Source organism: Gluconacetobacter brunescens (assembly GCF_048695475.1).
Lineage (GTDB): Bacteria > Pseudomonadota > Alphaproteobacteria > Acetobacterales > Acetobacteraceae > Gluconacetobacter.
In genome coordinates, this window is record NZ_JBLHEN010000002.1 from 612,356 (window position 1) to 638,394 (window position 26,039).

Genomic DNA, 26,039 nt, shown 5'->3' on the forward strand with positions numbered 1-26,039 from the left:
GCATGGGCGACGGGACACACCGCCTTCTGGCTTATGGGGGAGAGCTGATCCGGGTAGACGTCGTGCCTCGTGCACGTTCTGGCACAACCCTGCGCATCAAGGTGCATCCGGACCTGACTGTTCAGGCTGTCATCCCTGAAGGCACATCCGATGCGGATCTGGAGAAGGCGCTGCACCAGAAAACCCGCTGGATCTGGCAGAAGTTGCGGGACTTCCGGGCGGTGCAGGAACACGCCACGCCGCGCGCGTATGTCAGTGGGGAAAGCCATTTCTATCTCGGGCGACGGCATCTGCTGAAAGTGCATCATCAGCCTGATGCGCCAGAGACCGTGCGCATGCTGCGGGGACGACTGGAGGTTTCCGTGCAGGAACGCCAGACCCTGCGGATTCTGAAGCTGCTGGAACTCTGGTATTTTGCGAGGGCGCAGGAAGTCTTTCGCAATCGCCTGTCTGCCCTCCTTCCCACAACGCTGTGGGTGACAACGTTCCCAGCCCTGAAACTTCAGGTGATGCGGACCCAGTGGGGTAACTGTTCGCCGGGCGGCACCATCACGCTGAACCCGCATCTGGTCAAAGCGCCACGCGGCTGCATTGATTACGTGATCCTGCATGAACTGTGCCATCTGAAGGAGCACAACCACGGCCCAGCATTCTGGGCTCTTATAGCGCGTGTCATGCCAGACTGGGAGCGGCATAAGGCACGACTGGATGGAATGGCAGAGCTGGTCCTCTCTTGCTGATGCGGCGGCTATGCGGGGGAGAACGAACCCGCTGCGCGGGATTGGTACGGTGTGTAGGTCTGTCACCACGGCGTGAGCGATCTGTTTTATTTGGAACTGTCCTGATCGGGCCAAGCACTCTGGCTTCTTCCCACCAGAAGGAGCCGGATGATGACAGAGTCCCTGTGCATTGCTGCAATCAGTCCCCTTCGCCAGCGCCTGCTTGATGACATGGCGGTGCGGCGGTTCTCCCGGGAGACGCAGCGCAATTACCTTCGCGATGTCGGCCGTTTCGCCACGTTTCTGGGCCGCTCACCCCATACGGCAACAGCCGAGGATGTGCGCCAGTTCCAGATTGCGCAGAACGAGGCTGGCATGCCGACACCGACCATGAATGCCATCGTGTCGGCCCTACGTTTTTTCTTCACCCAGACACTCGACCGACCCGACCTCGCACGCAAGCTGGTCCGGGTGGCGCATCCCCGCAACCTGCCCGTCGTGCTGAGCCGCGATGAGGTTGCCCGTCTGCTCAACGCGACCGTATGCCTCAAACATCAGGCCGCCCTGTCGGTCGCCTATGGGGCAGGCCTGCGGGTGGCCGAGGTCGCAGCTCTCAAGATCAGTGATATCGACAGCGAGCGCATGCTGCTCAGGGTCGAACGGGGCAAAGGGGGACGATATCGCAACGCCATGCTTCCGGCAGACCTTCTGCCCCTACTGCGGGAGTGGTGGAAGGCCGGACGCCAGCAGGGCGTGATGCATTCGGGTGGCTGGCTGTTTCCCGGGCAGGACACCATGAGGCCCATCAGCACACGGCAGCTCCATCGCGTGGTTGTCGATGCGGCGCGGGCCGCTGCGATCACCAGACGTGTGGGGCCTCATACCCTGCGGCACAGCTTTGCCACGCACCTGCTTGAGGATGGTGTCGATGTCCGCGTGATCCAGGTCCTGCTGGGCCACGCCCGTCTGGAGACCACGGCCCTTTATACAAAAGTGGCGACACGGACCGTGCGGGCCGTCATCAGTCCGCTCGACAGACTGGGCATGCTGGCGACAACGCAGGCGAGGCCCGACGGCTGATCCCCGGGCGGGGGCGGTCATGTCCGCCTCCCTCGAACTGGGGGACATCTTCCGGGCTGCCGGCCCTGCCTGGCGGTCAGCCCATGCCGGCCGTCTCCCCCTGCAGCAGCTCAAGGTCATGTCGGCGATCGAACATTGTCGCACGGCGGCCCTTGGTGGTCATGTCGCGGCCTGCGGGGACTGCGGACACTGGCGGATCGCCTATAACAGCTGCCGCAACCGTCATTGTCCGCGCTGCCAGGGGAACGCCGCGCGGACATGGCTGGCCGAGCGGGAGGCCGATCTGCTGCCGGTCGGGTATTTCCATGTCGTCTTCACCCTGCCAGCGCGGATCGCCGACATCGCGCTCCAGAACAAGGCCGTTCTCTACGCCCTGCTGTTCCAGGCCGCCTCGGAGACGATGATGTAGCGCGACAATCTGGATGAGGGACGCATTGCCTCGTATAAAATGCTCCTGAAGTGACGATTGTTGCCTCACCTGAAATGCTCCCGGAGACGATGTTCCGGGGAGGCGGAGATGAGGCGGGTCAGCATGGCAACACGTGATGAAATTGTAGCGGCGCTGAGAGGGCGCTATGCGAAGTCGGGACGGATCGACCGTCGTCGAATTCTGGATGAATTCACGGCCGTCACCGGGTTCCATCGCAAGCACGCGATGCGCATTTTGCGGATGGAGCGGCCGGCCGTCAGGAAAGAGCGTGTCGATCGGCGCTTGTATGACGATACGACCCGCGAGGCGTTGGTGATGCTGTGGGAGGTTTCGGACCGGATTTGCAGCCGCCGCCTGAAGGCGCTGATCCCCGTCCTGCTCGATGCCATGGAGCGCCACGGTCATGCGTTGCCTGCGCCGGACGTCCGGGCGAAGTTGATTACGATGAGTGCTGCGACCATCGACCGGGCACTGAACCGCAAGAACGTCCGGCCGCCGACGCGGCGCAAGGCGGGCGTGCCTTCGGTACGCCGTGACATCCCGATCCGGACGTTCGATGACTGGAACGATCCGGCGCCCGGCTTTATGGAGATGGATCTGGTCGCGCACAGCGGCGGCACCCAAAAGGGCAGTTATGTGCAGACGCTGGTCCTGACGGATATTGCGACTGGCTGGACGGAATGCGCGCCGCTGCTGGTGCGCGAGCAGCATCTGCTGACGAAGGTTCTCGACGAGGTCCGCACGCGCCTGCCGTTTCCCCTGTCGGGGATCGATGCGGACAACGACAGCGTGTTCATGAACGAGACGGTCAAGGCTTACTGCGCCGAACACGGCATCGAACTGACGCGTTGCCGTCCCTATCGGAAGAATGACCAAGCCTGGGTCGAGCAGAAGAACGGATCGATCGTGCGGCGTGCCATCGGTTACAGGCGCTATGAGGGCCTGGAAGCGGCCCGCCTGCTGGCGCGTTTTTACGTCCACCTTCGGCTTTACGTGAATTTTTTCCAGCCCTCGTTCAAGCTGCTGAGCAAGGAGCGGAACGGCGCGCGCATCGTGAAGCGGTATCATGTGCCCGCGACGCCGCGCCAACGGGCCGAAGACGATCGTCGGATCGGCGATCGCGTCAAGGAGGCTTTGAAGGTGGAAGCAGCGACGCTGGATCCGATTGGGTTGCTCCAGACCATCCGTCAGTTGCAGGAGGAACTGGTCAGCCTCTCGGACGAAACGGTTCCCGGCAGTCACGGTGCGCCGGACACGGTGACGCTGGACACATTCCTCGCCAGCCTGAAAACGGTGTGGGAGAGTGGCCCGGTCATCCGGCCGACCCACCGTCGCAAGACGTCTGGACCGCGGGAGCGGCGCCGACCCGATCCGCTCGCCGACGTTGGCGGTGAATTGCAGGGCTGGTTTAGCGAAGAGCCCTGGCGGACGGGGCGACATTTCCTTGAACGCCTCCAGACCACCTATCCCGGGCGCTATCCAGATGGTCTGCTGCGAACGGTGCAACGTCGGATCAGGGACTGGCGAGCGGCGGCGGCAGAGGCACTCTATGCGGTCGGCGCGACCGAATCCCCATTGCCGCCCGATCGGGCGGCAATGGGGATCGAAGCGTGAGGCAGCGGGATCAATGACGTGAGGCGACAATCAGACGTTCGGGAACATTTTTTCATGAGGCAATACGATTCTCACCCAGATTGTCGCGCAGCAGCCGGCGCCAGTTCGATCACTTCGCGCGGCAGATGGTCAGGCAGCGGGCGGCGGATGGCCTTGCGGCGTGGCTTGGGTGTTTCGCCCTTTTCGCGCTCCCGGGCCGCCCGTTCGGCACTGGCCTCGGCCAGCGTCTCCTCGAGGTCGTCGAGCACCAGCTCGAGCTGGTCCATCTCCTTCTGGTGACGCTCGGATTTCTGCCCATATTTCTGCCGCCGCATCAGGGCCAGTTGTTCGCGGGTACGCTCGATCTGCACCTGTAGGGCCGCACAGCGCGATTCCGCGAGGGCCAGTTTGCTTTCCGCGGCGCTCAGGGCATGCCGGGCCGCCGCAAGTTCCGCCCGGAGCGCGGTCAGTTCTTCAGCCTCGCCGGGGTTCGGACTGGACATGCTCCGATCATACCGGAGAGGGCGGCCCGGTACAAGCAGTTTGACCCGCTCAGCCGACCACCTGCGGCCTTGCCGTCCAGGCCGTAGCGCGCCAGTCGATGGCTTCAACGAGCATCGCCATCTGACCCGCCGTCAGGGACACCGAGCCATCTTTGGCTTGGGGCCACATGAACGTCCCCCGATCGAGGCGTTTCATCGCCAGGCACATGCCCTGCCGATCCCAAAAAAGAACTTTGATCGTATCGCCCCTGCGACCCCGAAAAATATAGATCGAGCCATCGTGGGGGTCTTTCCCCAGCGTATTCTGCACCTGCAGCGCCAGGGAATGGATCCCGCGCCGCATGTCCGTCACACCACAGGCCAGCCAGATCCGGACCTCTCCCGACGGCCAGATCATGACCGTTTCAATCCATGAACCAGCTGGCAGAGCATATCGGGATCGCAGGACCCATCAACCCGGATGCTGACACCGTCAGCCAACGTGATTTCCAATCCGCCAGGGATCTTCAAACACTTGCCCGGCACTCTCCTGTCAAAAGCGGCAGGACCAACATGAACCGGAATGAAACCTTCCGCGCTCGTGGTCAAATTCTTCCGCCACGTATAAAGCTGGCCCGAGGAAACGCCATACCGGCTTGCTACCGCCCGTCGGCACGTTCCTGGAGCAAAGGCTTCCATCACAATGCGCTGCTTGTCGTCATCGCTCCAGACGCGTCGACGAACAATCCGCGGCCGGATTTCAATCTCAGCCTGCCCGTCGGCAAAACCATAACCCGAGGTCGTACGAGCGCTCGTATGTCCGCTATTACGACCGCTCACACGACCCAGGGCCTCCCACGGAACCGGAACGTCATCCCCTTCGCTCTCGTCAGTCAAATCCGTATTCTTCATGCCATCGTTCTCCGGGGGGGAAATCGATGACATCATCCCCCCACAAACCGATCGACCGCTATGTGGGGTTCAGCTCACGCTTACGCACACTGCCGCATACTGGCTGATGCTCACCTTGCGGGACGCCATCCCAGCCCCACAGCCGCTCGCCTCGGCCGAGTTCACCACGTTACGAAATCGTCTTCTGAAAATCGCCGGGCGTATCCTGGAAACCGCGACCCGTGTCCGTATCGCGTTTGCCGCCGCCTGTCCCGAAGCGGCGCTGTTCCGCAGTCTCGCCATCTCGATGCAGGCTGCCGGCCCGTGACAGACGGGGCTATCGCCCCCGAACGCGCCCCGTCCTCGCAACCCCAGCCGCAGCCATCCACCGTTTCAAAATGACACCGCCTCAACCCGGTGCGATCCCGCGCGCCCAAACCATAGAAACGGAAAAATCCACGCAAAATACTCAATGCCGTGAATAAGATGGGCTAGTCAAGCCGGGCCCGGCTGCCATCCATGATGCCGATGGAAAGACTGGTGACGAGCATATCCTGCTCGCCACCAGATCTTCCTACCTTAGTTTCCAATGATCTTTATGATCATCCTTTGGGAAGTGCGTAAGCTACGACGTAATCACCATTCGGCGTATTCATATAATGATGGCCTCCGGCGACAATAACCACATATTGCTGACCACCACTTTCGTAAGTCATCGGTGTCGCCTGACCACCAGCGGGCAACACCGCGCTCCAGACGACCTTGCCGGTCTTCGTATCAATGGCTCGGATCAGATTGTCCGTCGCCGCAGCGATAAATACCAGGCCGCCCGCCGTCATCATCGGCCCGCCGTTACTCGGCACACCGAATTCGATCGGCGCATAAGTCGGCATACCGAATGGTCCGTTCGCCCGCGCCGTACCAAGTGGCCTCTGCCAAAGCAGCTTCTGAGTGTGCATGTCGATCGCCGAAATCATGCCGTATGGAGGTTCGTTACACAACACGCCGGTGAAGGGGTTCTGAAGAACATCGACCAGGATCGCGTAAGGACTGCCGGCTTGCGCGCCGCCGCCCTCCCCGCCCCGAGCACCTGGATGATAGGTCGGATCGTCGAAGGCCTTCATACCGCGCTTATCAGCCTCCGCTCGGGGAATCAGCTGGTTATACATTGCGACCGCGTTCCAGTTGGACACCAGCACGCCATCTTTCGGGTCGTAGGCCAGGCTACCCCAGTCTACCCCACCGTTATTACCCGGAAACTCTACCCAGGGCTCCTTGGTCGTAGGCGCTGTGAATTCTCCCTCATAATGCGCCCGACGGAACCTGATCCTGCAGAAGATCTGATCGAGCGGGGTCATACCCCACATTTTTGCTTCGGTAAGGTTAGGCATACCCAGCCGAGGCATCCCTACGGACCAGGGCTGCGTTTTAGAATGCGGATCCTCCGAGATCTCAAGATATTGCGGAGCCGGCTTCTCGTCCACCGCCGTCAAAGGCTTGCCACTTACCCGGTTCAGGACAAAAAGCTGCCCGCGCTTGGTCGGTATGACCAAGCCAGGAACGGCCTTGCCATCAGGCCCGGGGAAGTCGAACAAGGTGGCCTGGCTGCCGATATCGTAATCCCACACGTCCTTGTGGACGGTCTGGAACACCCAACGAACCGTGCCCGTATGAACATCGAGCGCGACGACCGAGGATGATATGGCGTTCTCTTCCGGTGAACGGGTAACACTATAGTAATCGACCGCCGTATTTCCGGTCGGAACGTATACCAATCCCAGCTTGTCGTCTCCCGTCATCACCGCCCAGGAATTGGGCGTGCCCCGGCTGTATGTCTCTCCTGCCGGCGGGAGCCCCTTCCGATCCGGGCGCTTGACGTCCCACGCCCAGAGCAATTGTCCATCTTCTGCGCTATATCCACGAATCACGCCCGATGGCGGATCGCGGCGCTGTCCATCCATAACTTCCTGATTGGTGACGATGACGCCGTCGACGACAGGAGGCGGTGAAGCTTCATCCACCATTCCGGGAGCCGCGGCACCCATGCCTTCCAGCAGGTTCACTTCGCCATTTTGACCAAACGCGGCGCAGGATTCTCCTGTTGCCGCATCCACTGCGAGGAGGCGCCAGCGTCCATCATTAAGTGTTCCGACAATAATACGCTCGTGGCACGGATCTCCGCCCGGTGTCACGGTCGAAACATAGTGGGTAACACCCCGGCAGCTTTGCGCGTACCGCGTGTTCTTCCATTCTATCCCCGAATTATGTCGCCATATCTGCTTGCCCGTTCTGGGGTCCAGCTTAATGATGTCGTCGAGAGCCGAGCAAAGATAGACACCGTCGCCAATTTTCAACGGCGTTGTTTCGGGACCGCGCGCATTGGCATGACCTTCCGGTGTCAACGCTCCAGTACGGTAAACCCATGCCTGGGTTAGGCTCCCCACATTGGCCGGCGTGATCTGGTCAAGCGGCGAGAAGCGGGTGGCATTCTTGTCCCGCCCGTATGTGTCCCAATCGCTGTCAGGCTCTGACGTGACAGTTTCTGCCGTCTCCACCAACGGCTTTCCCTGAAATCCTGAAGGGGGCTCGACCACATAGTGAGGATAGAAGGCCCCCGCGATCCCTAGCAGGAACATCGCAGCGGCTCCCCCGGAAACAGAGCGGGATACCGTCGGTGTAACGCCGTTCCCCAATCGGGGAAGCTCGAATCCAAGAATAAAGGCAAGAACCACGAGCACATCAAGGCGCGGTATCCAAGACCAGTAGGTAAAACCGCTTTCCCACAATGTCCATATGATTGTAAAAACAAACAAACCCGAGAAGACCCACGCGCCCTCCATACGCCGCTTCCAAAGCAGCGCGCCGGAAGCCACGAGAGAGGCACCAGACAATATATAATATAAAGATCCACCAACTGATGTTAGAATAATTCCTCCGTAAAGTTCCATCAATCCAAATGCGACCATAAACAGATACAGAGCTATCAGAAGATAGTCTCCTCTTTTTGTTATTTTATTCGGCGAATCCATCACGAGCACAACCTTTCAATGCGGCGAAATTTACTCAATAAACCTAGCTATTTTCAGAGGCGCTACCTGAAGGCACACTGTAGTCCCCCTTCCCATTCCTCTTTGAAACGCAGGGTGCTTTATGAGGGAGAGTCTTCCGGCCAACTGGTTTCTTATTCCTACGCCTGCACATCCGAGGCCTGACTTACTGCTCCAATCGGCAGGAACTCTCCTATCGTTTTATAAATCTCCCGATATTTAGACGAGACTTCCGATATTGGATCAGTTTAAGGTATTGGAATAAGCCGCCGTGCGCCAATAACAGTGTCGTCATCGCGACTGAGCCAGTCCGAAACTCAAATAATATGTTCTGATAAGGAGAAAATAAAATTACCCACCGGATAGCAGAATATCCGGCACCTGCCAGTTCTTGCGCCGACGATCAATTGTGCTACCAAATCGCACCGATCGTCGACGAAAGACCGCTGAAGAATGAAATCATGAAGAAGTGCCTAAGCCCTATGCAGCGGCCCTGCAGCTCGAAAGGACACCCTGTTCATTTTTCCAATTAGCTCATGTCAGAAATTGGTCGTAAATTGTCCGCCGATAACGGCAGCATCCTTGAAAGTCGTTGTGGCACCGGGCCGTTGAAGATACTGAAAGTCGGCCTGAAGCGTTGTCGCACGCATGATATGCATACTGTAGAAAGCCTCATAGACGTTTTCCCAGTTCTGCACTCCCCAGACCGGTCCCCACTGATTCGAAAGAAAGGGTTGACCGAGAGCGAGAGATGATTCCTGCTGAAGACTTACCGTACGGCTCATATCCATATGCTGGAACATGGCCCCGATCTGGTCGCCGCTTCGATGCCAAGGGCGTCCGGTCTCGACGAGACCGATCCACTCATGATCACGCATCGCGACAACATTGCCTTGGGAGTAGCCCGCCCCGCCCAGGACGATCAAGCCTTCCGCCACACCAGGTCCGTTGCGAACAAGCATCTGGTCGAACATGAACCAGGCAGTCGATACGCCGGATTGATAGCGGCGGCCAAGTCCTGTTTCCTGAAACGAATTGCCGTTAATGTCTTCAAAGAGATTAGGATAGCGAGAGTTATCGTACCAAGCTCCAATTTTATAGTTTCCACGTAACTTGTTTTTCCCAAAAGACGGCATCCAGCCAATCTCGATCTGAGACGAGATCTTGCCAAGACCACTTTGTCCGAGCGCCCAGCCCGAAATACCACCGTTATAGTTATGGGGAGACACGGCAAAAATACCGCCCATGATATAGGTCTGTTCCGTCGGACGGAGGCGCAGCACGCCGCCGATATTGCCTGACGGCCAATCCCTTCCGCCCGGTACATATTTCCCTGGCGCGAAATTGCTACACACAGAAACGTTCATAAATGAACAGGCAATATAATCGAAGGCAAAAAAGCTCCCGGTCGGGATATCTCCCAGCGAGAGAACGATCCGGTCGTTCAGAAAGGCCTTGTCTGCATACATCGATACGAGATGGGCCACCACGTTACCGCGGGCGCCGTAGATCTGCTCCGGATTGGTTACAGAATCACCGAGAGTATTGCTGAAGCTTCTCCCGTGACCGTTAATGACCAGCAGATGAGTCCAAAGACCCTTCACCCCTGCCAGTTGTTGCCAATCGATATCCAGCTCGGCAGCAACCTGTCCAGCCAGCACGTTGTCACGTGTCCGCCCGCCGGTGACATTCGCCATGTACTCTTCATTAAGAGCGACATTAAAGTAAAGGCCGCGTTTGGTCAGCCACGGCTGTATCCCGCCCCAGTCGCCAAAGAGATGGGGATTGCCATTCAGTGTCGGCACAAGTGGACCGACCGCGAAGCTTCCCACCCCGTCCATCGCAAAGGCGCGCGATTTATAAGATTCAGGCTCGGCCAAACTCTGGGAAGTCTCGCTCTGCGCGATCGCCTTGCGATCCAGCGCAGTCAAGCTCACGATCATGCAAAGAAAAACGCCTGTCAGCATTTTCCATGAGGTCTGACGTCCGCTGCTCATTCAGGCGCCCTTGGTTTTGAGGTTCGCAGGATTGTTGTCACGGCCGATTGTGCGAGGCGCGCATCAGTCTCGCCCTCCCCGCCACTCAGACCAAGCGCTCCCACGAGTTCATTGTTGATGACGATTGGATATCCTCCGCCCGCCGGAAGGGCATTGGGTAACGTCGCGATCATGTAATTCCCGCTATTGAGCGCGCGCTCCATGTCTGCGCTCGGACGGGCAAACGACACCGACGTCTTGGCCTTGCGAATTGCCAGTTCAACGCTACCCAGCTGGGTTCCGTCCATTTTCTGAAATGATATGAGGTTCCCGCCTGCGTCGACGATCGCGATCGCAATATGCGCGTGGTCTGCGTCCGCAGCCCGTTTTGCCTGATCGATAAATGCAAGAGACGTCGCGAGATCCAGGCTCGATCCCTTTGCCGCAACCGGAGAAACATTGGCCGTAGCGGTGACGATGCCAACGCTCAGGATCAGCAGTCCTGCCTTTGTCTTAACGTTCATAGAGATGCTCCTCGTTCGCCGTCGTCTAAGCGGGCTTCCCGGAATATGAGGGAATAAATCTGGAAGCGGAACATATGAAGTCGAAACGAAGTGAAGGCGCCGCCTCCCGGGCACCACGCGCGGACATCGCGGGCCATGGATTTCTAATGGAATGAATATTTATTCCAGAAGCCACTTCGTGTCTCCTCTTTATACCCTCTCCGACACCGATGACGGGAACCCCCGTACGTCGCGCTCCTCATTGGACACCTGCGGTAACCGTCACCGTAACCTGCGGTCAGATTGAGTGTATCACGGTCGTTAAAATCACCCTCCGTCAGGACGACACGAGTAACGTGAAAACTCGTCTACCTGCGTCGTAGCAGCCACCCGACAAAGACGCCGACAAGGGCAAGGACCGCCACACCTGCACCCGTAATCAGATAGGGCAGGTTTCTGACAAGACCGGGTAACGGGCCCCCGTTGCGGGCAGTAAGCACGTAGTCCGCGGTCACGTGGTGGTCGCCGCTTCCAAATGTCTTCGTCAGATAGTTGGCGAGGTTGGCAATCTCCGTATCGCTCAGGCGCTGGACATCGGAGTCGGGGCCAAAACCAGGCATCAGCACATGCTGTCCATTTGCATCGCGATCAACACCATGCACGATCGCCATGATCAGGTTGTCCGGATTGGGTGCCCCCACGACAGCATTGGAAAAAAGCGACGGCGTGAAATGGTCGGCAGCACCGGCGCCGTCGAGGCCGTGGCAGGCCGCGCAATTGTTCACATAAGTGCGCTTGCCATCCATCGGAAATAGTACGTCTTCCCGGTCTAACTTCGGCTTCTGGATGTCGAGCACAGGCTGAGCACTACCGTAGCGATCGCGGGGGCGGTCCCCGGGACCATTCTCTATCGCGGGGACCTGCTTGATATAGGCAGCGATCGCGCGCAGGTCATCGTCGCTGAGCTTGCTGAGGCTATGCTCAACTGCTTCTCCCATCATACCTGCGGCCTGCGAACGTCCAGGCACGGAGCCGCTCCGCAGATACTGCACCAGATCGTCCTCGCTCCAGTCGCCTATGCCGCTCCTGACACTGGACGTAATGTTTGGTGCATACCACCCTGCCAGCGTGGCCCCGCCGAGATATTCACCGCCGCGTTCGGCCAGCAGGAAATTACGGGGCGTGTGGCAGGTGCCGCAATGTTCAAGCGCGTCGGCAAGATAATGCCCCCGCTCGATCTGCGACATATGCTGGGAATCCCCCGTCGCCGGCGGCGGGCCGCTGAACAACAGGTTCCATCCGATCATCATCGCGCGGATATTGAACGGAAAATTCAGCGCCGTTTTTGGGTTCGTCTGTATCACGGGCTGTACGCCATGCATGAAATACTCATACATGGCATGGATGTCCGCGTCCGTGATGGCGGAATAGGACGGGTATGGCATCGCGGGATAAAGATGAGCACCGTCCTTGCGGACGCCCTGCCGGAGCGCCTTCGCGAAGTCCGCCTCGGTATATGTGCCGATTCCGGTGCCCTGGTCCGGCGTGATGTTGGAAGAGACAATACCGCCCATCGGGGACGAAATGACGAGACCGCCAGCAAACGGTTTCCCGCCTGGAGCTGTATGGCAGGCAACGCAATCGCCTGCCGTGGCTAGACTCGCCCCACGCTCCAAGACAGAGATATCCTTGCCCTGTGCAAACGCCGTACCAATCCCCGCAAGGCCAGCAACGGCTACCGCGGCATGGGCGACCGTCCAGAAAGAGAGAAACTTAGGCATGGAGCATCTCTCTCTTGAGCGAGTCAGCAACACGAAGGGCCAAAGCCGCGATGGTCAGCGTGATATTGCCGGTACCCACGGATGAAAAGACCGCGGAACTGGCTACGAACAGGTTCTCATGGTCATGTGTACGACACTCATGGTCCACGACCGAGTTCGTCGGGTCCTTTCCCATGATAGTACTTCCGGCAGGATGGCATTGCGGAAAATACCCCGGTGTCCACTGTGGGTCAGTTCCGTGCATAAGGGCCATCAGTTCCTTGAACAGCTCCTTGGTATGATCGCAACTCTTCACGGTATAATCTGGCAACTTGTAATAGACCTCGGGATGAGGGATACCAAGGACGTCCTTGTGTGTCTTACTGAGTGTCAAACGGTTGTTGGGATCGGCAATCCCCTCGTTATGGCTGAACAACCGGACGGCGTGGGCCGACCCATAGCGGATCTGCTCTTCCAGTTCCTTTCCGACATAGCCTTTGGCAATCGCCAGACCTGTCGCGAAATCGACCTGATTGTCATCGACCATATGAACGAGATATGCACCACGCTCGCTCCGCCATGGCCCATCTCGAAATGTGTCGATGATGCTGGTCAGCAGGGGGCCACGTCCTGGCCAAAGTGAGTCGTCGCCGCTCATGAAGGCAAGCTGCACACCGGTGTGATCCATCATGTTCCGGCCGACCTGGTCGGAACTGTTGGCGATGCCCCGGGGATTCTTCTCATCAGCGGAGAGCAGAAGCAACTTGGCGCTCTCTATGCAATGTGCCGCGACAACAAAATACTTCCCAGTCACGCGATAGGAGTTCTTGTCCGGGTCATAATAATGAACTGCGGTGACCTTCTTGTTGCTGCCGTCGGTTTCCAGACGATAAACGACGGCATTCGGTATGATGCGTGCACCGGCAGCTTCGGCATGATTGACAGAATGGATGCCGTTATACATCGCCCCGATCGGGCAGAGCGGCATGCAATTGTTGTTGCCTTCACAAGTCGGGCGCTTGTCATAAGGCCGCGTATTGCGCGCCTGAGGCTCGTGAACCACCCGGTAAGGTGTCTTCTCATGGATGAGCTTGCGGAACTGCTCAGCCGCATAAGAAAGCGGCACCTCTTTCATCGGGTAATCGTGGGAACGAGGGGACCCCAAATCGTCAACGTCCATGTTGGGTCCCGAAACACCCATCATGACTTCTGCCTGATAATAGAATGGCTCCAGATCATCATAGGAGATCGCCCAGTCGCGGCCGACTCCATATCGGGACTGAATTTCGAAATCCGAGGGAAGATAGCGCCATGCACAGCCCGCCCAGTGCCACGTCGTGCCGCCCAGGACACGAAGGTAGCCTTGCTGGTAGGCCGCACCATCGGGACCGGTTGTGTGCAGATATCCATTCGGCGATCCCTGATCGGGCGGATGCATGGCCCAGGGAACTGGCGGATAGGGCAACTGATAAGCGCCCTTGTTTTCGGAAGCGCGGAAATTCTCGAGGATATGCTGCCGGTCGACCCGAGGACCGGCCTCCAGTACGATTACCGACAAGCCGGCTCGTGCCAGTAGATTGGCAATACTGGCGCCCGCAACGCCAGAACCGACAATTACGATGTCGGCTGACAGGCTATTTGACGAATTCATTGACACTCAACTCACACTTACTGAGATTCGGCGACATATTGAGAAGGCGACAGCGCTGGCTGCCCTTGCGGCTGCCCGACGACAGGCGGTCGCTCCGTCCAGTAAAACGGCTTCGCAGTCGCATAGGTCTTTGGGAAAACAGCGTCCTGAGTCAGGGCAAACATGATGGCGGCACGATAAACGACCACCGTCTGCCCAACCACACCGCGATACCATCCATGCATCAGATCATGGATCGTTTCCTTGAATGCCGGGTCGGATTGTTCCGCAGCATGCGCGAACTCAGAAGCCGATGCAAAATGTCCAGCTTGCAGCAGGTCATACAGTTGTCCGATTTCACGGCGACGAGTGGCGTTGACTTCGAGCAAGGTATCGAACAACGCTCGCCCCATCAGCGGTTGAAGGGTATCTCGATCCGTCAGCCGAAGAGACACGGTCATGAAACGCTGCAACTCTTCCGGCGTTGTCGTCGAGAGAGTACTGCTCCGGGCGGGTAGCGGCAGCGACGCGGCGGCCAGGAGACTTGCTCCCGCAGCAAGCAATGCACGCCGACGAAGTTGCTTCTGTCCGCAACTCGCGCTGCCAGACGAAATCGCTTGTCCGTTATACACTTGACTAATCAGCCTCCGTATAAATTCAACACGCCGCGTCTACGCACGCCATTATTTGTGATGCTTGCTATTTCTCCACCGTAGCCATCAACGAAAGCGAACCGTTGGGGGATACAGTGGGACAATCGAATATAGCAGACCCGATAATTGCGTTTTGGTTTCCCCGAACGGCGCTCAACAACTAGGTCGTTGCCATAGCTATAATAACTTGAGGCCGTAAACTCCTTTTTGACCATCACGCAGACGTGAAAAAGGGGAGTATTATGCGTATTCCTCAGCATCCTGTTGACGCGTGCGCGCTGCGGACAGCCGAATTTCCATTCAAACGGGGAGATGCATACGTTCCGCGTCAACTACATGAAAAAAAATAATAAATTCGTCCACTTTAAACGGAGAGGCCGCCAGCCGCGTTAATGTAACGTCGGCGAGCCTCCTGACCGGGAGAAGAATCAACCCAGCAAGAGAGTATCATAAAAATAAAATTTTCCGGCTAGATTCGTCCCCCGGAATGCGGGTTCAATTAGTGTGTATGACCGCTTCTCGTCAGGGTTGCGGTCGGTGTTTTGTCCAAACGTTTCGGAAACCGCGATTGTTTTAGATTTACAAGGGAGTATCATTTATGTGCTCGTAGGTGGCTGGTTTTTGCAGGTGCATGCCCGAAGCGCATCCTTCTCAGGCCGGCGGATTCGTTACGATACTGATGCAAAACGTTGAAAGCGCCCTTTCGGCGTCCACGCGACCTCGTTGAGTGAACCAGAGTACCCCCTCATGCCACAAAACGGACGCATACTAGACAAGCGGCCACCGCCTGTTTTCGAGATGGTGACTGCTGCGCCAGCAACCAGCTTCGTCGTCCATCGGCATGACTACCCGGCGGACTGCGCCCGCTGGAATTACCATCCCGAATATGAGCTTCATCTTATTACCGCCAGCCAGGGCTTTTATATGGTCGGCGACTTTGTCGGCACGTTCAAGCCTGGCAGCTTGGTCCTGACCGGGCCCAACGTACCTCATAATTGGTTTAGTGACCTCAAACCCGACGAAATTATCCAAGGACGCGACCTGGTCATTCAAGCGCATGACTCGTGGTTGCGTGGTCTCGTCAAGCTGTGTCCGGAATTGAACGAGGTGTCGAAGCTGCTGGACGACTCGGCAAAGGGCATCGAGTTCCTTGGAATGGAGGCCGAGGCTCTAAGCGCACAAATGGAAGCCTTGGAGGAAACGGATCCCGCGTCACGCGTCGCGATGTTCGTCGCGCTGCTTGTCGGCCTGTCGCGATGCCCTCGTCGAACGCTATGCACTTCCACGGATCTGCGTCCTGGCGGCGCGGTCGAGGCCGACAAAATGGAGATGATCGTCCGCGACCTGTTAGCGAGCGATCTGCGCGACATCCAGCAGTCGGACATCGCGCGACGTGCTGTGATGACCCCCTCTGCTTTCTCAAGGCTTTTTCGCAGTGCAACGGGAGACACCTTCACCTCGTTCCTGCGTCGGCTACGCCTCAGCAGGGCCTGCGATCTCCTCGTGACAACCGATGAGGCCATCTCGGCCATAGGTGAGAAAGCGGGCTTTACCAATCTCTCAAACTTCAATCGTTACTTTCTTACCGAAAAAGGCGTTACGCCACGTCAATATCGCCGGAATGCACAAAAAGCCATGGCGCGAACCGCTGCCTCGCGCATTGAGAGACTGTCAAAGTGATGGTGGCCTGGAAGATCACACCAAACGGCGGAACGCCTGGATTTCGCCGTTTCAGTATCCGGTGGATGCCCGCTGTCGCCGGCGGGAGGATGGAGGGTTCCAATATCGTTGGTAGCCAGGCGTTTCTTTGCGACCTACGTGGCCGATCGATCTGCCAGATGACGATCTCGAATCAATAAGAAGGACGATCGTATTATGGAATTGGGTCTTGAAGGAAAAGTTGCAGTCGTAACCGGATCCAGCGCGGGAATTGGGCTCGCCATCGCAGAGGGCCTCGCGAAAGAAGGTGCGACCGTCGTGCTTGTCGCTCGGCAACGTGAAAGGATGGAAGAAGCAGCCAAGAAGCTTACAGAGGCTTATGGCATTCCCACCTTGAGTGTTTCCGTGGACATCGCATCCTCTTACGGGACGGACGAACTGGTAAAAGTTGTAACGGACGCGTTTGGCGGGGCAGATATCCTGATCAACAATGCCGGGACCGGTTCCAACGAAACCATCATGGAAGCGCCAGATCAAAAGTGGCAGTTCTACTGGGATCTGCACGTCATGGCGGCGGTGAGGCTGGCAAGAGGCCTGGCGCCCGGCATGCGCCAGCGTGGCGGCGGCGTTATTCTTCACAACGCGTCCATCTGTGCTGCGCAGCCCCTTTGGTACGAGCCAATCTATAATGTGACGAAGTCTGCACTCATGATGTTCTCGAAGGTTCTCGCAACGGAACTCGTAAGAGACAATATTCGCGTCAACTGCGTCAATCCGGGCCTGATCCTCACGCCAGACTGGATCAAGACCGCGAAGGAGTTGACGCAGAATACCGGAGGTGATTGGGAAGCCTATCTCCAGTCGGTCGCCGACGAACATGCCCCTATCGGACGATTCGGATCGCCCGAGGAGTTGGCGAATTTCTTCGTGTTTCTTTGCTCGGACAAAGCATCCTACAGTGTAGGATCTTCCTATTTCGTGGACGGCGGTATGCTCCGAACTCTCTAGGAGATTTCAATCCGTCCGCACTTAGTGTCTCCTGCCGTTCACGCGACAACGGAGAATAACGAGGGGTGTGCCTCCATGCTGCCTAGATGGCTGGCACGAAAGGCCATCCAGCAGCGTGCAGCAGGTCGCTCAGTGTCCAAGACTGGACACGTCGACGATCCAGAAGCCGCGCGATACCTACGGTAGCCTCCTGAGCGCTGAGGGTATCTACGACACGCAAGAACCATCACATGTGGTGCTCGGTGCCGGCATCCCCATTCCTCAATTCGAACTTCAGGATTAATTATTATCGTGCATTGTATGCGTCATATCTGTCCATTTCTTGTATTGTTCGCGATCGCGCAGGCTCCCTGTGACGCAGTCGCCCAAGATGCTGGTTCCGTGTCCACCACCGACCGCGCTGGCGTTCAGCCATCCCTCCGGTTCAACCAGCCAGGCAGTTCATCGATCGACGATCCCGGCTCATTCTTCTCGGCACCATATGGCGACAGCCATTTTTTTGGTGACTGGCAAGGAATGCAACCATGGCTGCGCAACCGAGGCATCCATGTGGCTGCTGATGTCCACGAAGAGTTGGCGGGAAACTTCCGGGGGGGCCGTAGACAGGGCGTGACCAATGCCGGGCAGGTCGGCGTCGAGGTCGATATCGACTGGACGAAGTTCATCGGATTGCCGAATTTCTGGACCCACACCATGATAGTCAACGGGCATGGTCGTAGCCTGAGTTCCCAATATATCGGAAATGTGGCGGCTGTTCAGCAGATCTATGGCAGCCGCGGGAATGTCGTTGCACACCTCGTGTACATGTACGGCGAAAGTGCATTCTTTCATAACCGTGTCGACATCAGTGCGGGATGGTTGCCGGTCGGCAGCTTCTTCGCATCCACCATTCTCGAATGTAACTTTATGAACGTCTCGATCTGCGGGAATCCGGCGCCGAGCAAATACACGCAGAGCGATCTTGACTGGCCTTCGGGGAATCTCGGCGTCGTTCTTCGAATTCGGCCGACACTGAGGACTTATGTGACAGGCGGTCTGTTTGCAGTGTCTCCGCACGCCTATAGTGGTGGCATTTCCGGCTGGTCATGGGCACAGGACGGCCTAGGCAAGCTCACCACGCCGGTTGAGGTGGGCTGGACACCAGAATTTGGAAAGGATCGTCTGCTCGGCCACTACAAGGCAGGCTATGGCTATGACAACTCGCATTACAATGATCTGTACGAGGACATCCACGGAGACCCATGGGTCGCAACGGGGCTCCCTGCTCGAAAGCAGTCGGGACGCAGCAGCGCATGGATCATCGCCAACCAGATGGTCATGCGGAATGGTCCGGGAGCAACAAATGGACTGATACTTCTCGGCGGCTATATGTATACGTCGGGCCATACGACGGCCATGAACCACCATTTATGGGCCGGCGCCATCGAAACCGGCGCGTCATGGGGACGTCCATTGGACACAATCGGTATCAGCTATGGATGGCTGCAGATGAGCAGGAGTGCGACGCTTCAACAGGAGGCGTCGCAGGCATTGGGTTTGCCATTTCAGTCAAACCCATGGGGGCCTGTCTATGGGGTGCAGACACATGAGAACGTCTACGAAGCATTCTATAACATCAACGTTGTCAACTGTGTAAGTCTTCAGCCCGACTTCCAATTCATTCAACGCCCGGGGGCTACCAGTACTATTCACGATGCGGCCGTCATGGCGCTACAGTTCAACATCGTGCTGTGAGCGCAATCATGATCCCGTTTCTTCAGCCGGGGCGGTGCCATGGCCCCCAAGGGCGATGAATGCGATTTAGTGGATCTCGCGTTCAAGCGCTTCCTTTGATCTTTATCAGGAGGCGTGAGACCCTCCACCTTCCCTCTGAAGAGGCTTTGGGCGTTGCCAACGTTTCAGACGCTCTTCAATCATCAAGCGTTCGTAGCGGATACGCTGACGGATCCAGTTCAGCAGGCCGGAGAGGGTGAGGACGATGATGCCCACGAAGGTCCAGCCATCAAGCGGCTGGTGAAAGAGCAGGTAGCTGAACGCTACGCCCCAGACCATCTGGCTGTATTGCGGCAGGGCGACGCGGTTGGCCGGAGCCTGGGCGGTGGCCAGCATCATCAGGAGCTGGCCGAGGGCGGCCAGGAAGCCGTAACCGAACAGGTAGATCCAGGCCTCGGCCGTGGCGGGCCATGTGGCGTTCAGCCCCATCAGCAGGCCGTCGCCCACCAGGGGGCCGACCAGGCTGGAGCCCAGCAGCGACAGGCGGACCGTTTCCGCACTGGACAGGCGGTAGGCGATGACGCTACCGGCATTGGCGAAGGCGGCGATCAGGGCGCAGAGATGCCCCAGATTGAGGGGGCGCACGCCCGGGCGTAGCACGATCAGCACGCCGATAAACCCGAGGATGACCGCCAGCCAGGCCCAGGCCGTCACCTTTTCCTTCAGCAGCGTCACCGACAGGATGGTGACGAAGAGCGGCATCAGGAACATCAGCGCAAGGGCTTCGGGCATCGATAGCAGCATGAAGGCCTTGACGCTGGCGGCGGTGGCCACGAACACGCACGCCGCGCGCAGCAGCCAGGTGCCGCGCTGACGCGGCCGGAAGACATCCAGATAGGATTCGTGCGGCTTGCGAACGAAGGGCAGCAGCAGCAGGCCGAAGACGCCGCTGGAGAACGCGACCTCGAACGGGTTAAGCGATCCGGCCAGAAGTTTGGAGAACGCATCACTGATCGAGAACAGGGCATAGGCGCCGAAAGCCAAGGTCATACCGGAGAAGAGCCCCTTGAAATCCATTGCGATGTGCTCCCTCTGTCCTGCGGTTAGTCTGGCAGAGAACCAGATGGGTGCAAATGCCCAGACGGGGGAAGCGATACCCGAAAGACGATCATTGTAATTCAGGCTGACCGCTCCCCGCCATCTCGCGACGGGATCACTCTCACATTTCAGACGACACCAGGCGCTTATTTGACTTGAGCCCATAGCTGGCCGGCTAAGAAACTTCCGGCCAGCAAGGGCCAATCAATAGGTAAAGCTGAGCTGCCCCATGAAGGTGCCGCCGGCCGTCGGCGTGGCGCGGTTGGAGAACAGGCTCTGGTAATTGAGCCTGTTGGCAAGATTATAACCGTTCATCGCAATCTTCCAATGCTCGCCGAAGTGATGCGCGAGGACGGCATCGAAATCCAGATTGGCCGGGGCGCGCATCGTGTTGGCCGCGTCCAGCCATACATGCTGGCGCCAGGTCAGTCCGCCGCCGAAGGCGATGTTGTAGGGCTTGTTAGGGAATGCCTCATATACCGACCACAGCGTCGCCTGATTATGCGGCACGTACTGCACCCGCCGGCCACGATTGGCTGCCGTGGGAGAGCTGGTCGTATCGCTGTCATAGAGGGAATAGGTGGCACTGACATTCCATCCACGCATGATCATGCCGCCGACGGAGAGTTCCAGCCCCTGGTTGCGCTGACGGTCCGAACTCCCCAGGATTTCGCCCGTCACCGGGTCGGCATTCATCGCGTTGCCCTTTTCCAGCCGGAACAGGGATGCCGTAAAGCCGATCCGGTCAAGGAAGGCGCTGTATTTCGCGCCGACTTCATACAGATTGGCCTTCTCCGGACTGGCATAAGAGTTGGTGCCGGGACGGATCGGCACGGAACCGTTCGTGACATACATGCCCATCGGCGTCGTCGAGTTAGCCCAGGTGAAATAGTATGTCTGGTGCTCGCCGGGCGTCAGCACCAGGCTGACATTCGGATTGAAGACGCTGCTGACATTGTGGAAGTGGATATCGGGGTTCCGGGCGACATTGCCGCCAGTCAGATTGTAGCTGGTCTGCCAGCGGTCCCAGCGGAAGCCGCCTTTGGCCGACAGCCATTTCGTAATCCAGATCTGATCGAAGAAGAACAGCCCGGTATCGAATCCATAGCCGTTGCTGTGCGGCTTGGCGCCCAGGCTGCCCAGCGTGACCAGGCCGCCCGGATTGGCATCGCCCGGAACGAGGTCGAGATTGCCGACATACGGGTTGGGATTGACCAGATTGGCGTAAGGCTTGGCCTTCAGATAGGTCGATTGCGAGCGCACGTCGTTGACGCGCTCGATATCGAAGCCGGCCACGATCTGATGCTTCAGGAAACCGGTGTCGAAATCCGCGACCATGGAGCCGACATTCTGCACCGACCAGCTTGTCTGCTGGTAGGACAGCGGCGCCATGTAAGTACCCGGCCCCACGCCATTGCCGTAAGCTCCCGGCGACTGACGCCTTGCTGAATATTTCTGGTCTGGTTCAGCTATGAAGCATGAGCGATTTAAGAGATAGGGACGCGGTACTAGCTGCGAGTGTCGCAGGTAGTACCGCAGAGAGGCTCCAAAGGAGCGGTAGAGAGACAGGCGATCGAGACAGGCTGGCGGACGCCTCGCGGATCGAGATCGTTTCGGATCGCCGCCGCTGGCACGCCCCTGAATTTCGCGCGCGAGTGGTCATCGCGTCCTACGAGAGCCGGCGCCCCATAAGGGAGGTGGCTGCACAGTATGGGATCTGAAGCGTCCCGGGTTTTCCGGAGGCTGTTTGGTTTGAGTCACGCAGCCATATCGATGTTCTCAAGGGCTGCATAGTAGTTGGCTTCAGCCTCGGCGGGTGGGATATAGCCGATGGGGCCGAAGAGGCGGTGGTTGTTGAACCAATCGACCCAGCGCAGCGTTGCCATTTCTACGGCCGATACCCCGGCCAAGAGCGCTGCCGCCAGATGACCTCGGCCTTGTAGAGGCCGTTGATGGTCTCGGCCAAGGCGTTGTCGTAGGAATCACCGACGCTGCCGACCGAGGGCACCAGATTGGCCTCGGCCAGGCGTTGGGTGTAGTTCATGGCGAGGTATTGAACGCCCCTGTCGCTGTGGTGGATCAGGCCATCCTCGGGGCCGGGCCTGCGAGCATGGATTGCTTGCTCCAGGGCGTCCAGCACGAACCCGGCGGTGGCGCTGGTGCTGACCTTCCAGCCCACGATGCGCCGGGCATAGGCGTCGATCACGAAGGCGACGTAGACGAAGCCGCTCCACGTGTGGACGTAGGTAAAATCGACCACCCACAGGGCATTCGGTCGGCTCACGCGGAATTCGCGGTTCACCTTGTCCAGCGGGCATGAGGCCTTGGGATTGCTGATGGTCGTGACCGTCTTCTTCCCTCGCCGAATGCCAGCCAAACCCATAGCGCGCATCAGGCGTTCCACGGTGCACTTGGCCACCTGAATGCCTTCACGGCGCATCTGATGCCAGACTTTGCGAGTCCCATAGAGCCTCGAACTGGCCTCATACACCCGCTTGATCTCGTCCTTCAGTTCGGCATCGCGCCGGGCACGGGCAGGCCGCCTGCCAGGATCGACAAGGCGTCGGGCATGCTCGTGATAGGAAGACGGGGCGATCGCCAGTTCGCGGCAGATCGGCTCGATACCCAAGTCCTCGCGATGGGCGTCTATGAACGCCATCATCATTTCCCGTGGCGGTCGAGCTCCGCCATCGCAAAATACGCCGACGCCTTGCGCAGGATCTCGTTGGCCCGCCGCAATTCCTTTACCTCGCGCTCAAGCTCCTTGAGCCGAACGCGGTCGTCCCCGGTTTGCGCCGCGGGACCCGCTCGCCGGCTCGCCTCCTCGCGGCACCAACGGCGCAAAGTCTCGGCCGTGCAGCCGATCTTGGCAGAAATCGAGGTCATCGCGGCCCACTCCGAGCCGTAATCGACGCGATGCTCGCCAACCATACGGACAGCACGCTCCCGGATCTCAGGCGAAAACTTCTTGGTCATGTTGTTCATGGTAGCTCCTTCTCACAGATAGGAGCCTCCGGAAAACCCGGGACGCTTCAATCCATCCAAGTCTGGTGTTTCGCTGGCGGCGAGAGGCTCGGGCCAAAGCGCAAGCCAAAGGCGGGACATCGTTCATACCTGTCATGGTGGCCCCGGCCCCCGAGCCGCAGCCATTGGAGCGTCGGAGAGAACAGGGAACGCTGTCCGGCCGAGCCGTCAGCCTGGTCTTTCCGGACGGTGTGCGGCTGGAGTTCGACACAGGGCTGTCCGCTGATCGTCTGCGTGAGATTGTGGGCGCACTGCGGTCATGATCCCGCTTCCCTCCACGCTGAGGATATGGCTGGCGGCCGGCGTGACCGATATGCGCTTGGGGATGCCCGGACTGGCGTTGAAGGTCCAGGAAGCACTGGGTCGTGACCCTTTCGCGGGTGACGTCTATGCCTTCAGGGGCCGACGCGGCGACCTGGTGAAACTGATCTGGCACGATGGGATCGGCCTTTCCTTATATGCGAAGCGGATCGAGCGCGGGCATTTCCTGTGGCCTTCGGCAAAGGACGGAGCGATCCATCTCTCCCCGTCACAATTGACTTGTCTGTTGGAGGGTGTGGATTGGCGCAATCCGCAGAAAACATGGAGACCTGAACTGGCGGGATAATAAAAACTGCGCCAGGTCCGCATATACTGGTACCCTTTTGAGCGCCCATGTGATCAACTGCCTTCATGACGGGAGACACGGACGACATCATCGCCTTGCGCGCAGCACTTGCCGCTGCCGAGGCGCGTGCCGAGGTCGCGCAAGCCCGTGCGGCCAGCGCCGAAGCGCAGGTTGCCCATCTCAAACATCTTGTCGCGCGGATGCGCCAGGACCGTTTCGGCGCCTCGTCGGAGCGGGGGCGCCGCCTGCTGGCCCAGCTCGAACTCGAACTGGAAGAGCTGGAGACGACACTCGCCGAGGACGCGCCCGAAAACGCCGTGAATCCCGCCGTCCGTGCGACAGCACCCAGGAGCAACCGGGGGCGCCAGCCCCTGCGTGCCGATCTGCCGCGCGAGCGGGTCGTCATCCCCGCACCGACACAGTGTCCGTGCTGTGGCAGCGATCGTCTGAGCAAACTGGGGGAGAGCGTCACCGAGACGCTGGAGATGATCCCGCGCCAGTTCAAGGTCATACAGACGGTGCGGGAGAAGTTCACCTGCCGGGACTGCGAGAGCATCACCCAGCCACCCGCCCCCTTCCATCCGATCGCGCGTGGACGCGCCGGCCCATGGCTGCTGTCGACCATCCTGTGCGACAAGTTCCTGCAGCATCTGCCGCTGAACCGCCAGAGCGATGCCTTTGCCCGCGAAGGGATCGATCTCGACACGTCGACACTGGCCGACTGGGTGGGGGCCTGCACCGCGACGCTGGCCCCCCTGACTACGCTGATCCGGGCGCATGTGCTGGCGGCACAACGCCTGCACGCGGACGACACCACCGTGCCGGTTCTGGCGAAAGGCCGGACAGTCACCGGACGATTGTGGAATTACGTGCGTGATGATGGTCCATTTGGTGGGCCAGCACCGCCAGCCGTCTGGTTCCGTTATTCCCGGGACCGCAAGGGCGAACATCCCACGGACCATCTCACCGGCTGGACCGGCATTCTGCAGTCAGATGCCTATGCGGGTTATAACACTCTGGCGAAACCGGGACGCCAACCCGCGCCGGTCGTCTCCGCCGGATGCTGGGCCCACGGACGCAGAGGGCTGTTCAAAATCGCCGAGAAGGACAAGGCCCCGCTGGCTATGGAGGCGGTTCACCGGATCGACGCCATATTCGAAGCTGAACGCGCCATCAACGGCATGTTCCCGGAACACCGGCTGACGGTCCGTCAAACAGACATAGCCCCTCTGGTCGACGATCTGTTCGACTGGATGCGGGAGTGTTGCCGGCGCATGTCGACCAAAAATCCCGTTGCCCAGGCCATGAACTATTTTCTCAGACGTGCCGATACATTCACACGATTCCTCACTGACGGCCGGATCTGTCTCTCAAACAATGCAGCAGAACGCGCTCTGCGCGGCATTGCCCTGGGCAGAAAAGCCTGGCTGTTCGCCGGTTCCGATCGTGGCGGAGAACGCGCCGCCGCCATGTATTCCCTGATCGTCTCGGCACGCCTGAACAATGTCGATCCCCAGGCCTGGCTCGCCGATGTCCTGGCACGGATCAGCGACATCCCCAATCCACGCCTCCATGAACTCCTGCCCTGGCACTGGAAAGCCCGCCACCACGACCATAATACCATCGCCGCCTGAATACGCCCGCGTCTCTCGCCGGATGATTACCCATTGCCAGCACCGACCGGGCCGGACCGGGCGACGAGGGCGGCGTTGGGATTGCCCAGGAAGTAATTATTGACGCAGGTCGTATCGCATGTCGCCTTGGACGCCGCGAAAGTGCGGTAATATTCGCCGCCGCGCAGGTGGTCATAAAAGGTGATGTGCTTGTTCAGCCTGAAGGAGAGGCGCGCGGTCTCCATATTGTCGTTGGAGGCATTCTGGTCGTTGTTCGTACCGTAGAAATTGGTACGGCGAATGCCGTATCCGGTAATCGGCGCACCAAAGGCCGCACCCGGTTTTTTGACGACAGGCACGCCGAAATCGGGGACCGAGTTTTCCTGCTGGTGCATATATTGCAGGACCAGCGTCGCGCGCTGACCCAGCCCGAAGGCGATCGACGGCGCGATGCCCCAGCGATGGGAATAGATGAAGTCACGGCCGACGATATTGTTTTCGCTACCCATGCCGGTGATGCGCAGGGCGGTGGTGCTGTCCAGCCGTTTGTTGA

At 58.9% G+C, this 26,039-nt stretch carries 20 protein-coding genes, 3 pseudogenes and 1 other annotated feature; of the genes and pseudogenes, 10 read left to right on the forward strand and 13 right to left on the reverse strand.

The window, feature by feature from the left end:
- Positions 1–2: 2 nt before the first annotated feature.
- From ACMAUO_RS15065 to ACMAUO_RS15080, 4 genes and pseudogenes are all read left to right on the forward strand, one after another.
- Positions 3–740: a M48 family metallopeptidase gene (locus ACMAUO_RS15065; RefSeq protein ID WP_420357770.1), complete on the forward strand. Its 738-nt coding sequence runs from the start codon at positions 3–5 to the stop codon at positions 738–740.
- Positions 741–887: 147 nt separating this feature from the next.
- Positions 888–1,799 carry a tyrosine-type recombinase/integrase gene (locus ACMAUO_RS15070; RefSeq protein WP_253541963.1) on the forward strand — a complete coding sequence of 304 codons (912 nt, stop codon included), beginning with the start codon at positions 888–890 and terminating at the stop codon, positions 1,797–1,799.
- A 19-nt stretch (positions 1,800–1,818) separates the two neighbouring features.
- Positions 1,819–2,205 (forward strand): annotated as a pseudogene (locus ACMAUO_RS15075) (IS91 family transposase); the annotation flags it as partial.
- A gap of 111 nt (positions 2,206–2,316) precedes the next feature.
- Positions 2,317–3,843, forward strand: coding sequence for an ISNCY family transposase (locus tag ACMAUO_RS15080; protein ID WP_420357771.1), 1,527 nt, complete (start codon positions 2,317–2,319; stop codon positions 3,841–3,843).
- A 71-nt stretch (positions 3,844–3,914) separates the two neighbouring features.
- On the opposite strand, the gene ACMAUO_RS15085 is transcribed toward ACMAUO_RS15080, so the two are convergent.
- Genes ACMAUO_RS15085 through tnpA form a run of 3 tightly spaced genes read right to left on the reverse strand, consistent with a single transcriptional unit; the run spans position 3,915 to position 5,216 of the window.
- The gene (locus ACMAUO_RS15085) at positions 3,915–4,325 is read right to left on the reverse strand and encodes an IS66 family transposase (RefSeq protein WP_420357772.1); all 411 of its coding nucleotides are present in this window, start codon (positions 4,323–4,325) and stop codon (positions 3,915–3,917) included.
- 49 nt (positions 4,326–4,374) lie between these two features.
- Positions 4,375–4,722 (reverse strand): IS66 family insertion sequence element accessory protein TnpB, encoded by a 348-nt coding sequence (gene tnpB, locus ACMAUO_RS15090; RefSeq protein WP_420357773.1) that lies wholly within the window; start codon positions 4,720–4,722, stop codon positions 4,375–4,377.
- Positions 4,719–5,216, reverse strand: coding sequence for an IS66-like element accessory protein TnpA (gene tnpA / locus ACMAUO_RS15095; RefSeq protein WP_420357774.1), 498 nt, complete (start codon positions 5,214–5,216; stop codon positions 4,719–4,721). Before tnpA ends, tnpB (ACMAUO_RS15090) begins: the two co-directional genes overlap by 4 nt.
- Before the next feature lie 82 nt (positions 5,217–5,298).
- Between tnpA and ACMAUO_RS15100 the strand changes: the two are divergent.
- Positions 5,299–5,523, forward strand: a pseudogene (locus ACMAUO_RS15100) (transposase); the annotation flags it as partial.
- A 274-nt stretch (positions 5,524–5,797) separates the two neighbouring features.
- Here ACMAUO_RS15100 and ACMAUO_RS15105 read toward each other — a convergent pair.
- From ACMAUO_RS15105 to ACMAUO_RS15130, 6 genes are all read right to left on the reverse strand, one after another.
- Complete coding sequence (locus ACMAUO_RS15105; protein WP_420357775.1) at positions 5,798–8,224, reverse strand: membrane-bound PQQ-dependent dehydrogenase, glucose/quinate/shikimate family; 2,427 nt, start codon at positions 8,222–8,224, stop codon at positions 5,798–5,800.
- 557 nt (positions 8,225–8,781) lie between these two features.
- Complete coding sequence (locus ACMAUO_RS15110; protein WP_420358281.1) at positions 8,782–10,209, reverse strand: carbohydrate porin; 1,428 nt, start codon at positions 10,207–10,209, stop codon at positions 8,782–8,784.
- 26 nt (positions 10,210–10,235) lie between these two features.
- Entirely contained in the window at positions 10,236–10,742 is a 507-nt protein-coding gene (locus tag ACMAUO_RS15115; protein ID WP_420357776.1) for a GlcG/HbpS family heme-binding protein, read from the reverse strand.
- A 347-nt stretch (positions 10,743–11,089) separates the two neighbouring features.
- On the reverse strand, positions 11,090–12,502 hold the full coding sequence (locus tag ACMAUO_RS15120; protein WP_420357777.1) for a c-type cytochrome: 1,413 nt from the start codon (positions 12,500–12,502) through the stop codon (positions 11,090–11,092).
- Complete coding sequence (locus ACMAUO_RS15125; protein ID WP_420357778.1) at positions 12,495–14,132, reverse strand: GMC family oxidoreductase; 1,638 nt, start codon at positions 14,130–14,132, stop codon at positions 12,495–12,497. Before ACMAUO_RS15125 ends, ACMAUO_RS15120 begins: the two co-directional genes overlap by 8 nt.
- Before the next feature lie 17 nt (positions 14,133–14,149).
- The gene (locus ACMAUO_RS15130; protein WP_420357779.1) at positions 14,150–14,743 is read right to left on the reverse strand and encodes a sugar dehydrogenase complex small subunit; all 594 of its coding nucleotides are present in this window, start codon (positions 14,741–14,743) and stop codon (positions 14,150–14,152) included.
- 819 nt (positions 14,744–15,562) lie between these two features.
- Here ACMAUO_RS15130 and ACMAUO_RS15135 point away from each other — a divergent pair.
- From ACMAUO_RS15135 to ACMAUO_RS15145, 3 genes are all read left to right on the forward strand, one after another.
- Positions 15,563–16,444 (forward strand): AraC family transcriptional regulator, encoded by an 882-nt coding sequence (locus ACMAUO_RS15135; RefSeq protein ID WP_420357780.1) that lies wholly within the window; start codon positions 15,563–15,565, stop codon positions 16,442–16,444.
- Between the two features lie 195 nt (positions 16,445–16,639).
- The gene (locus ACMAUO_RS15140; protein ID WP_420357781.1) at positions 16,640–17,431 is read left to right on the forward strand and encodes an SDR family NAD(P)-dependent oxidoreductase; all 792 of its coding nucleotides are present in this window, start codon (positions 16,640–16,642) and stop codon (positions 17,429–17,431) included.
- A 300-nt stretch (positions 17,432–17,731) separates the two neighbouring features.
- Entirely contained in the window at positions 17,732–19,165 is a 1,434-nt protein-coding gene (locus tag ACMAUO_RS15145; protein WP_420358282.1) for a carbohydrate porin, read from the forward strand.
- 105 nt (positions 19,166–19,270) lie between these two features.
- Here ACMAUO_RS15145 and ACMAUO_RS15150 read toward each other — a convergent pair whose 3' ends face one another.
- The 3 genes and pseudogenes from ACMAUO_RS15150 to ACMAUO_RS15160 form a co-directional block, all read right to left on the reverse strand.
- The gene (locus ACMAUO_RS15150; RefSeq protein ID WP_420357782.1) at positions 19,271–20,221 is read right to left on the reverse strand and encodes a DMT family transporter; all 951 of its coding nucleotides are present in this window, start codon (positions 20,219–20,221) and stop codon (positions 19,271–19,273) included.
- Positions 20,222–20,446: 225 nt separating this feature from the next.
- Positions 20,447–21,886, reverse strand: coding sequence for a TonB-dependent receptor (locus ACMAUO_RS15155; RefSeq protein WP_420358283.1), 1,440 nt, complete (start codon positions 21,884–21,886; stop codon positions 20,447–20,449).
- 113 nt (positions 21,887–21,999) lie between these two features.
- Positions 22,000–23,227, reverse strand: a pseudogene (locus ACMAUO_RS15160) (IS3 family transposase).
- Positions 22,832–22,946 (reverse strand) — a sequence feature (AL1L pseudoknot). (Overlaps the previous pseudogene by 115 nt.)
- Before the next feature lie 298 nt (positions 23,228–23,525).
- Here ACMAUO_RS15160 and tnpB (ACMAUO_RS15165) point away from each other — a divergent pair.
- Together tnpB (ACMAUO_RS15165) and tnpC are read left to right on the forward strand one after the other, a co-directional pair.
- Complete coding sequence (gene tnpB, locus ACMAUO_RS15165; protein WP_019092242.1) at positions 23,526–23,873, forward strand: IS66 family insertion sequence element accessory protein TnpB; 348 nt, start codon at positions 23,526–23,528, stop codon at positions 23,871–23,873.
- A 65-nt stretch (positions 23,874–23,938) separates the two neighbouring features.
- Positions 23,939–25,507 (forward strand): IS66 family transposase, encoded by a 1,569-nt coding sequence (gene tnpC / locus ACMAUO_RS15170; RefSeq protein WP_420357783.1) that lies wholly within the window; start codon positions 23,939–23,941, stop codon positions 25,505–25,507.
- Positions 25,508–25,533: 26 nt separating this feature from the next.
- On the opposite strand, the gene ACMAUO_RS15175 is transcribed toward tnpC, so the two are convergent.
- Complete coding sequence (locus ACMAUO_RS15175) at positions 25,534–25,995, reverse strand: hypothetical protein (protein WP_223846537.1); 462 nt, start codon at positions 25,993–25,995, stop codon at positions 25,534–25,536.
- Positions 25,996–26,039 lie beyond the last annotated feature (44 nt).